The sequence below is a fragment of the Pseudonocardia acidicola genome (assembly GCF_012911935.1).
In the GTDB taxonomy this organism is placed as follows: Bacteria; Actinomycetota; Actinomycetes; order Mycobacteriales; family Pseudonocardiaceae; genus Pseudonocardia; species Pseudonocardia acidicola.
The window spans coordinates 1-8699 of the sequence record NZ_JAAXLA010000133.1 but is presented as its reverse complement, the minus strand read 5'-3'; the positions used below and the strand labels follow the sequence as shown (position 1 = coordinate 8699).

10 protein-coding genes, 1 tRNA gene and 1 pseudogene are annotated in these 8699 nt (G+C 68.8%); 6 read left to right on the top strand and 6 right to left on the bottom strand.

Features of this window, described 5'->3' with window-relative positions:
- Positions 1 to 388: 388 nt before the first annotated feature.
- The 4 genes from HF526_RS33805 to HF526_RS33790 all read right to left on the bottom strand — a co-directional run bounded on the left by HF526_RS33805 (position 389) and on the right by HF526_RS33790 (position 3482).
- The gene (locus HF526_RS33805; RefSeq protein ID WP_169385722.1) at positions 389 to 985 is read right to left on the bottom strand and encodes a dihydrofolate reductase family protein; all 597 of its coding nucleotides are present in this window, start codon (positions 983 to 985) and stop codon (positions 389 to 391) included.
- A 9-nt stretch (positions 986 to 994) separates the two neighbouring features.
- The gene (locus HF526_RS33800) at positions 995 to 1387 is read right to left on the bottom strand and encodes a pyridoxamine 5'-phosphate oxidase family protein (RefSeq protein ID WP_169385721.1); all 393 of its coding nucleotides are present in this window, start codon (positions 1385 to 1387) and stop codon (positions 995 to 997) included.
- A gap of 289 nt (positions 1388 to 1676) precedes the next feature.
- Positions 1677 to 2384 carry an NAD-dependent epimerase/dehydratase family protein gene (locus HF526_RS33795; RefSeq protein ID WP_338051937.1) on the bottom strand — a complete coding sequence of 236 codons (708 nt, stop codon included), beginning with the start codon at positions 2382 to 2384 and terminating at the stop codon, positions 1677 to 1679.
- A gap of 111 nt (positions 2385 to 2495) precedes the next feature.
- A complete protein-coding gene (locus HF526_RS33790) occupies positions 2496 to 3482 on the bottom strand; it encodes a helix-turn-helix domain-containing protein (protein WP_338051936.1) in 987 nt (328 codons plus the stop codon).
- Positions 3483 to 3576: 94 nt separating this feature from the next.
- Here HF526_RS33790 and HF526_RS33785 point away from each other — a divergent pair, with 94 nt between their 5' ends.
- From HF526_RS33785 to HF526_RS33770, 4 genes and pseudogenes are all read left to right on the top strand, one after another.
- Positions 3577 to 3876: a tyrosine-type recombinase/integrase gene (locus HF526_RS33785; RefSeq protein WP_239029482.1), complete on the top strand. Its 300-nt coding sequence runs from the start codon at positions 3577 to 3579 to the stop codon at positions 3874 to 3876.
- A 634-nt stretch (positions 3877 to 4510) separates the two neighbouring features.
- Positions 4511 to 5116, top strand: a pseudogene (locus HF526_RS37605) (DUF3631 domain-containing protein); the annotation flags it as partial.
- Between the two features lie 375 nt (positions 5117 to 5491).
- On the top strand, positions 5492 to 5680 hold the full coding sequence (locus tag HF526_RS33775; RefSeq protein WP_169385720.1) for a helix-turn-helix transcriptional regulator: 189 nt from the start codon (positions 5492 to 5494) through the stop codon (positions 5678 to 5680).
- Positions 5680 to 7050: a tyrosine-type recombinase/integrase gene (locus tag HF526_RS33770; RefSeq protein ID WP_211178198.1), complete on the top strand. Its 1371-nt coding sequence runs from the start codon at positions 5680 to 5682 to the stop codon at positions 7048 to 7050. The genes HF526_RS33775 and HF526_RS33770 overlap by 1 nt, the downstream gene beginning before the upstream one ends.
- 133 nt (positions 7051 to 7183) lie before the next feature.
- Here the strand turns inward: HF526_RS33770 and HF526_RS33765 are convergent.
- Positions 7184 to 7265, bottom strand: a tRNA-Tyr gene (locus HF526_RS33765).
- An 89-nt stretch (positions 7266 to 7354) separates the two neighbouring features.
- Here HF526_RS33765 and HF526_RS33760 point away from each other — a divergent pair.
- Positions 7355 to 7846 carry a YajQ family cyclic di-GMP-binding protein gene (locus HF526_RS33760; protein WP_169385719.1) on the top strand — a complete coding sequence of 164 codons (492 nt, stop codon included), beginning with the start codon at positions 7355 to 7357 and terminating at the stop codon, positions 7844 to 7846.
- Between the two features lie 177 nt (positions 7847 to 8023).
- Here the strand turns inward: HF526_RS33760 and HF526_RS37600 are convergent, their stop codons facing one another.
- Positions 8024 to 8536 (bottom strand): DUF6597 domain-containing transcriptional factor, encoded by a 513-nt coding sequence (locus tag HF526_RS37600; RefSeq protein ID WP_420821682.1) that lies wholly within the window; start codon positions 8534 to 8536, stop codon positions 8024 to 8026.
- A 54-nt stretch (positions 8537 to 8590) separates the two neighbouring features.
- On the opposite strand from HF526_RS37600, the gene HF526_RS33755 reads away from it, so the two are divergent.
- Positions 8591 to 8699 (top strand): sugar phosphate nucleotidyltransferase (locus tag HF526_RS33755; RefSeq protein ID WP_275404258.1); only part of this gene is annotated, 109 nt, incomplete at its 3' end.

Sequence of the window (8699 nt, the reverse complement as noted above, 5' to 3'; positions counted from 1 at the left end):
CCTGGCTGCAGCTGGCCGAAGCCACCGTGACCGGTCGCATCCTGCACATCACCGCCATGCTCGGCACCTCCGACCGGACACTGGCCCTGAGCCGGGCCGCCCGACTCGGCCTCTACATCCCGCGGATACTGATCAAGCGGCGACGCTGAGGCTTTCACGTCGAGATCGAGAGTCCAGATCAACGACGAAGGCCCTGGTCCGGCTCCCCCGAGGGAGGCTGTGACCAGGGCCTTCGTGCGGTCGGGGTGACAGGAGTTGAACCTGCGATCTCTGGGTTATGAGGCGATCGGGCATTCTGCCAGGACTCTGATCGCGACCCGCATCGTCTGGCATGCCCGCTGCTCGGCCAGCCGTCCGAGGCGTCTTCGCTTCGCGTATCCCGAACCGGTCAGCGCTTGACCGTGTAGTGCAGGTGCAGCACGCGGTCGCCCTGGACCACCTGGTCGGGATCGTCGAGGAGCACCGTGCCGGCGTGGCTGCCGAAGAAACGCACCCCTTCGCCCAGAACCACCGGAGCGACGTCCATCGCGACCTCGTCGACCAGCCCTGCCGAGAACGCCTGCCCGCCGAGATCGCCAGCCGTCACGCAGACGAGACCGTCGCCCGCGAGCTTCTTGGCGAGCGCGATGCCCGCCTCGACGGAGTCGGCGGTGTGGAACGGTGCGTCCGGGTGGTCGGCGAGCCACTCCTCGGGCAATGGCCGGTGGGTGACGACGACCAGCTCGTCTCCCGCGGCTGGCTTGCCGTCCCAGCCGTTTGTGGTGTCGAACAGGTGACGGCCGATCACAGTTACCTTGATGGCGTCCCAGAAGGGCTGGACGTACTCGGCGGAGGTCCGCGAGACACGGAACGTCCAGCCGCTCGCCCTGGCGGACACCTCGCTGTCGCCGTTGAAGTACCAGTCGAACAGCGGCCCGACCGTGTCATCGGGATAGGCGATGTAGCCGTCCACCGACACGACCGCCTGCATGATTACCCTGGCCATCTCCGCTCCTCAGTCGAACGTCGGGACGATCACGTGCGCCGGTTCCACGAGGAAAGCCTCGCGGTCCTCGCGGTGCGGGTACGGGCCGCCGGTGTACTTGGCGAAGATGCGATCGACGATCTCCCAGCCCGCATCGCCGCCGACCCGCTTCACGACGCGGCCGCGGACGAGCGCACTGCGGACCAGGTTCTCCCGGTCGGTCACGGAGATCGCGATGCGATCGTCCAGTTGGAGATTGCGGCCCTTGCGCGAGTTGGGTGACGTGAAGAACGCAAGGTATTCGCCTTCGATATCGATCATCACAGGAACCGAATGCGGCCCGCCATCGGGCAGGAGCGTGGCGATGTGGGCGATGTTCGGCCCGGCGAACAGGTTGCGGGCCTCATCGTTGAGCACGGTCATCCTGAGTCCTCCTGGGTGTCGGTGAACAACTCGAGGAGAGCCACGCCGTCAGTGATCATGCCTGGTGAGCCAGTCGGCGTAGTCCGATACGGTGCGCTCGATGTCGTAGTCGGGCCGGAAGCCGGTGTCGTCCTGCAGCCGGGTGATGTCGAGGTAGTTGTCCGGGGGACGGTTGGGATTGCGCCCTTCCGGGAGGGTGGTGTTCGCGCCCGGACAACGGCGTTGATCGCGGCGGCGACCTCGCTGTAGCGCACCAGTCGACCGCTGGAGACGTTGTAGGTGCGGTGGTTCAGCCGTTCCGCGAGCATGAGGAGCGCGATGGCCCGGCCGCAGTCCTTGACGTAGCAGAGGTCGGTGGCGTCCTCGGCGTAGGCGAGTGGGCGGGGCGGGGTGAGGTCGGGGTCCTCGCCCCAGACCGCCGCGCTGAGCAGGCGGGGAAGTGCGAAGAACGGCGAGTCGGGCAGGCTGAGGGGCCCCAGATGGTGCCGATCCGCAGGTTGACCACGTCGAACCCGGCGTTGTCGCCGATCAGCGTGGCGAACAACTCCGCAGTCTTCTTGAACACCGGGACCTGGTGGGCTGCCACCACGGGCAGCGGGTAGTCCTCCCGCCACGGGACCTGCTCCACTCCCGCGTACACGGCGATGGAGCTGGCGACGGAGAACCGCCGCACGCCCCACACCGTCGCCGCCTTGAGTGCGTTGAGCAGGCCGAGGGTGTCGGTGCGGAGGTACTCGCCCGGATCGGGCAGGTCGTAGCGGGCCGCCGCGAGGTGCACGATGCGAGTGACCTCGTGCCGCTTTCCGATGTCGAGGAAGGCCGTCTCGTCCGCGGTGTCCAGCAGCTCGACGACGACCCGACCGTCGGGCTCGTCGGCGAGGTACTCGGGCACCCGGGTGGACCGGTGCGCGGTGAGCACGACGGATTCGCCCAGGTCGAGCAGCGCCCGTGCGGTGTGCGACCCGATTGATCCCAGGCCACCGGTGATGAGTATCACTCGCGCCCCTCTACAGCGTGTCGAGGCCGGCCGTTCTCGGTTCGTCGGACCATCCGCGTCGGCTCACGTGCGAACTCGGACCCGGAACAGGGAAGATGCACGATCGAGACGCTAGGCCAGGATCGGCCGCCGCTCTTGTACGAAACGGCCGTCCCAGGGTCGGAGCATCGGGACGTAGGACGCAGCGTGGTCGTGCCCACAGGTGCACGCGGCGCTCGACTGCGCGAGGAACTCGCCCGGCGTCACCCCCAGGAGCCGGCGGCACTCGCGGCTGAGGTGTGCCTGGTCGTGGTACCCGGCCTCGACGGCCCACCGTGTGAGATCGATGGCTGACGCGCTCTGCTGGGCGATCGACGCCTGGACGCGGGCGATGAAGCCCTGCAAACGCAGGATCCGGTGCAGCTCCTTCGGACCGACGCCAACCGCTGCCCGGCACCGGCGCCGCAACTGGCGTTCGGAGATCGACAGCAGCGCGGGCAGAGCGGCCGTTCCGCTGCTGTGCCACGGCATGAGGTTCCGGACGGCCTCGTTCACCAGCGGGTCCAGTTCGTCGGCAGACTGCGCGACGAACGACTGCAGCTGAGCGAGCGCGGCCCGCGGTGTGACGGCTTCCCCGAGAAGATCCGTCAGATGGGCCATGTCGCGCCAGATGTCGGTGCCCGCGATGTCCTGATCGACGAGCTCGTCGGCCGACATCCCGACGAGACCACCGAGCACGCCCGGACGCAGCCGCACCCCGACGACCGTGCCGCCCGCCGGGATCTCCTGATACGCCGCCGTCGTCAGCGGCCCGAGCAGCCGGGGTGCCTCACCGAGCACACATCGCACCTCGGCGCCGCCGTGTGGCGCGTGCCGCTGCTCTACGGGCCGGTCGCCCACCTGCTGGATCCAGACAGCCGATGCGAACGCCGCAAGTGCGGGCGTCGGCGCGCGCTCCACGTAGGACGATTGCCCGGCCACCCCACCATCCTGCCGACTCGGTTGTGGATCAGGAACGTACATCTCGGCTCTGACCAGGTTCAGCCCCACGACTCCGATGATGATCAGGGCCAGCGGCCCGTCCCTGATCCAGATCATCGACTCCCCGAGGAACAGCACGCCGATCGTCGCGACAAGGGCGACCCCGAGCCTCTCACGAGCCGGTGCGCCGGGCGAGGGCGCTGCAGGCTCGTGGGCCTGGCTCGGCTGTCAGATGCGCCGTGTAGTCGGCCACGCCGACGGCCGGCCGATCCACCCGGAAACGATCACCGAGTGGTTCACCCGGCTGAGTTGGGAGGCCGGCCTCCCGCCGATCCGGCTGCACGACGTCCGGCACAGCTACGCCGCCGCGGCGCTGCGCGCCGAGGTGCCCGTCAAGGTCGTCAGCGAGCGGTTGGGGCACTCGTCGGTGTCGTTCACGCAGGACACCTACATTCACATGATCCCGGGATGGACGAGCACGCCGCACAGGTCGCGGCGGCGGCGATCCTGGGTCCGGCGACGGCCTCCGTGACCACGGCCGTGACCATCGGGGCGGATTCGCCCCTGGTCTGAGTACGCAAAAAGCGAGAGGGCCGCTAACCTTGCTGGTTAGCGGCCCTCTCGGGTGGTAGCGGGGGCAGGATTCGAACCTGCGACCTCTGGGTGATGAGTCGGGCGTAGATCGTCTCGCGGAGTCTCAGGAGTGGCCGCAGTAGGGCTGCGAACTCTACGAATTCGCCGCTACCGTCTCACCCGGTCTAAGCCGTAACCAGCCGTACCAACGTGCCGCGGTCACAGATCTAGTCACGTCTGCCGGCACACTGCCCGCCCGCACCGCCGACCTCCTCGCGTCCCCCGTCCTGGCCCACTTGTTCGTCGCGGTGGCGGTGTCGAGGGTAGCCGAGGCCATCGCGTAGCGACGCCGTAGACGCCGCCGCCCGCGCCCTCGGGCAACTCGTCGGCGCCGGCGCCCTCGACCACGCCACCGCGGCCGCCGATCTCACCCGCGCAGCCGGGCACATCGTCGCCGGCCCCTGCGACTGCACCGCCCGCGACATCGCCGCCACCATCGCCTCCGGACTCGCCTACGGCGCCCGCCGGCCCCGGCGACTCCCCACCCCTGTCGAGCACCCCGCCCGCACGGCGGGCGAGGGGCGGCGGTCGGCATGAGCAGCATCCCCCAAGGACTGCGGGTGGTCCGGCCGACACCCGCGGTGGAGCCGGCCGTCCTGCTCGACCAGGTCGCCGCGTTCGTGTCCCGATTCTCGGTGTTCCCCGACCAGCACTGCGCGCCGACGTTGGCGCTCTGGTACGCCCACACCCACGCCGCCCCGCACTTCTACACCACCCCCCGGCTGATCCTGGACTCCGCCGAACCCGGCTCCGGGAAGACCCGCGTGTTGGAGGTCGCCCAGTACCTGGTCCGCAAGCCGGAGATGACCATCTCCATCACCACGGCGGCGATCTTCCGGATGCTCACGGACGGCCCGGTCACCCTGCTGTTCGACGAGATCGACACCATCTTCTCGGCCAAGGCCGGCGGGAACAACGAGGACCTGCGCGGGCTGCTCAACTCCGGCTACAAGCGCTCCGCCACCGTGTCCCGCTGCGTCGGGGACGCCTCCCGGATGAAGGTCGAACGCTTCCCCGTGTTCGCCCCCGTCGCACTCGCCGGGATCGCCGGGGCGATGCCCGCGACGATCACCACCCGCGCCATCACCATCCACATGCGCCGCCGCGCCCCGCACGAGCGGGCCGAACCGTTCCGCGAACTCGTCCGCTACGGCGTCCGCCCCGGCCCCCTCCGCATCGGCGGACAGCCCACGAAGGGCTACCAGGTCGGCGGCGCGCTCACCGACGCGTGGGCCCGCTACCTCCCACCCGTGACCGACGACCCGCCGCCGGGCCCCCCGCCAGGGTCGGTTACGTCGGTTACAGCGGTTACATCGAAGGTCAGACCCGTAACCGACACCGACCGCGTAACCGTCACAACGGTTACACCCCCTGTCGAGCCACCACCCGACCCACCCGCTGAACCCTGCGGCGTAACCGACGTGACGGTTACGCCCCCGACAACGGTTACGCCCCTGACCAGGCATGTAACCGACGTAACCGCTGTAACCGCAACCGACGGGGGCGCCTGAACCATGGCCAAGCCCACCGAGCGCCTCACCCTCGCCGAGGTCTGCGCCGAACTCAGGATCTCCCGCTCAACCTTCTACGACTGGCGCGCCAAGGGCCGCGCACCGCGCTGCATCAAACTCCCGAACGGAGACCTCCGCATCCGCCGAACCGAACTCGAACGCTGGCTCGACACCTGCGAGGAGGCCGCCTGATGGACATCTCCTACGACGCCCGGATCTGGACGACGCGGGTCTACACGGGAACGACCACAACGACGTACTTCGTCCGTTGGAAGGTGGCCGACTCACCGTTCCAAGAGGGATTCAAGACCAAGGCGCTCGCCGAGAGCTTTCGCTCCCAACTCGTGACGGCCGCCCGTCAGGGCGAGGCGTTTGCGCTCGCCGACGGGCTACCGGTGTCGCTCCGACGGACGGAGAACACCGCGAGCTGGTTCGACTTCGCCTGCTCGTACGCCGACATGAAATGGCCGGATTCGGCTGGGAAGTCCCGTATGGGCGTCGCCGAGACACTGGCGACGGTGACCCCCGCGTTGCTGAAGTCGACGGCCGGCCAGCCCGATCAGGACAAGATCCGCAAGGCACTCTACGGATGGGTGTTCAACACCCGGGCCCGCGAATCAGGCCCGCCTCCGGCGGACCTCGCACGGACGGTGCAGTGGCTGGAATCCAACACATTGCCCGTCGGCGCCCTGAACGAGCCCGACGTACTGCGGGCTGCGATGGCAGCGATCGGTCGCAAACTCGACGGGAAGCCGGCGGCAGCCAGCACGACCCAGCGCAAGCGCGCGGTCTTCTACAACGCGCTGGAGTACGCGGTGGAACGGAGGCTCCTCCCCCGCAACCCGCTGGCCGTCGTCAAGGTCAAGAATCGGAAGACGGCTGACGAGGTCGACCGCCGAGTGGTCGTCAACATCGAGCAGGCGCGGCGGCTACTCGACGCTGTTGCCCGACAGGGGAGATCCGGCCCGCGGCTCGTGGCGTTCTTCGGGCTCATGTACTACGCGGCTCTCCGCCCCGGCGAGGCCGCGCACCTCTCGACATCAGCGCTGCACCTGCCCGCTGACCAGTGGGGGGAGCTGTTCCTGCCCGGCTCAGCTCCGGCAACCGGCGCCGCGTGGAGCGACAACGGTAAGCGTCGGGACGAGCGTGGGCTGAAGCATCGGGCCCGCGAGGCGGTCCGAGTCGTGCCCTGCCCCCCACCGTTGGCCGACCTCCTCCGATCCCATCTCGCCGAGTTCGGGACAACTCGGGATGGCCGCCTGTTCGGCGCCATGCGGGACCGCGAGGGCGACCTATCGGACAGCGTCTACGGCCGGGTGTGGGCCAGCGCCCGGACCGCCGCGCTGACACTCGAAGAGGCCGCTTCCCCGCTCGCCCGCCGGCCCTACGACCTCCGGCACGCGGCGGTCTCGACGTGGCTCAACGCCGGCGTACCTCCGACCCAGGTTGCCGAGTGGGCCGGCCACAGCGTGGCGGTGCTGCTGCGGGTCTACGCCAAGTGCATCTCGGGTCAGGAGGACGCCGCTCGGCACCGCGTAAGCCTGGCCCTCGGGCTGCCGTAGACCTACCGGACAGCCTTGCCACGCATTTGCCACAGCCCCCCGGTGATCACCGGCCCGAGCCGGACGCCACCGGACACAACGAGAACGGCCCCTGACCGCGTTTCCGCTGGTCAGGGGCCGTTTCCCGTGGGGGTGGCAGGTGAAGGATTCGAACCTTCGTAGGCTAAGCCGACGGATTTACAGTCCGCTCCCTTTGGCCACTCGGGCAACCTGCCGGGTTGCGATCGGCTGGCCGATGCGCAGGAGAAGGATACGACAGCGAAGATCCGGGCTCACAGGGGCCCGGTCTTGAGGAGGACAGACCATGGCCGACCCGTCGTTCGACGTGGTGAGCAAGGTCGACCGGCAGGAGGTCGACAACGCCCTCAACCAGGCGTCGAAGGAGCTGTCACAGCGCTTCGACTTCCGCGGCACGGGCACGTCGATCGCCTGGTCCGGCGAGGAAGCGATCACTCTGGAGTCCGAGACCGAGGAGCGCCTCAAGGCCGCGATCGATGTCTTCAAGGAGAAGTTGATCAAGCGGAACATCTCGCTGAAGGCCTTCGAGGTCGGCGAGCCGGCGGTGTCGGGCAAGACCTACAAGGTCACCGGCAAGATCCTGCAGGGCATCGCCTCGGACAAGGCCAAGGAGATCAGCAAGGTCATTCGCGACGAGAAGCTCAAGGGCGTCCAGGCCCAGATCCAGGGCGACCAGCTGCGCGTCTCGGGCAAGAAGAAGGACGACCTGCAGAGCGTCATCGCCCTGCTGAAGAGCAAGGACTTCGGGATCGCCCTGCAGTTCACCAACTACCGCTGACGCACCGCCGCCCACCTGCGGAAACAAGTTGGCGGGTGGAAGCGGGCACAACCTGGATACAACCGGGCGCGGAGTCGACCAGAGAACACGTCTGGCCGACCGCGTCCGGTCAGGACCCGAGGTAGGTGCTCAGCGTGACCGTCGGCGTCGTGTGGTCCGTCGCGAGCTGGACACTCGTCACGTTCCCGCCGCCGACGAGCGGCGCCGTGACGGACAGTGGCCCAGATCACGCCGCCGTAGCGGTCGGGTAGCCCAGCCCCCTTTGGCGGCCCGGGCGCCCGTCGCGATGAGTGAACAGCAACGACGCCGGCCGGGAGGATCCGCCGTCCGCCCCGCCAGACGTGACTCCGTTCTGGGGGTGTCCCACGAGATCCGCGGTGGAACCATCAGCGCCTGCCGTCTCGCGCATCGGAGACGCCATGACGGAATTCCGCAATCCACGCCGAGTAGTGACGTCTTCGGTCCGCGGCCCACCCCGGAGACGGCGAGCCGGCCCTGGTCGAGCACCACGTTCACGCACGGGTGCGGCAGCAGCGTCACCGACGCCGTCCGCCCCTCCGGGACCTCCCAGCTGACCAGCCAGTGCCGCTCCACCAACGCGGCGAGGCCGGGTGCGGGTCCGAACCGGTCGAGCCGGAAACCGGCATCCCGCACCCCGACCACGCCGTACTCGCTCGTCGTGGCGACCATGGGCACAGGATGGCGCACGACACCGACAACCTCACCGTGACAGCATCGGGGCCGATGAAGGGCATCATCTTGGCCGGCGGGGCCGGCACGCGGCTGCATCCGATCACCCGTGCGGTGTCCAAGCAACTGCTCCCGGTCTACGACAAGCCGATGATCTACTACC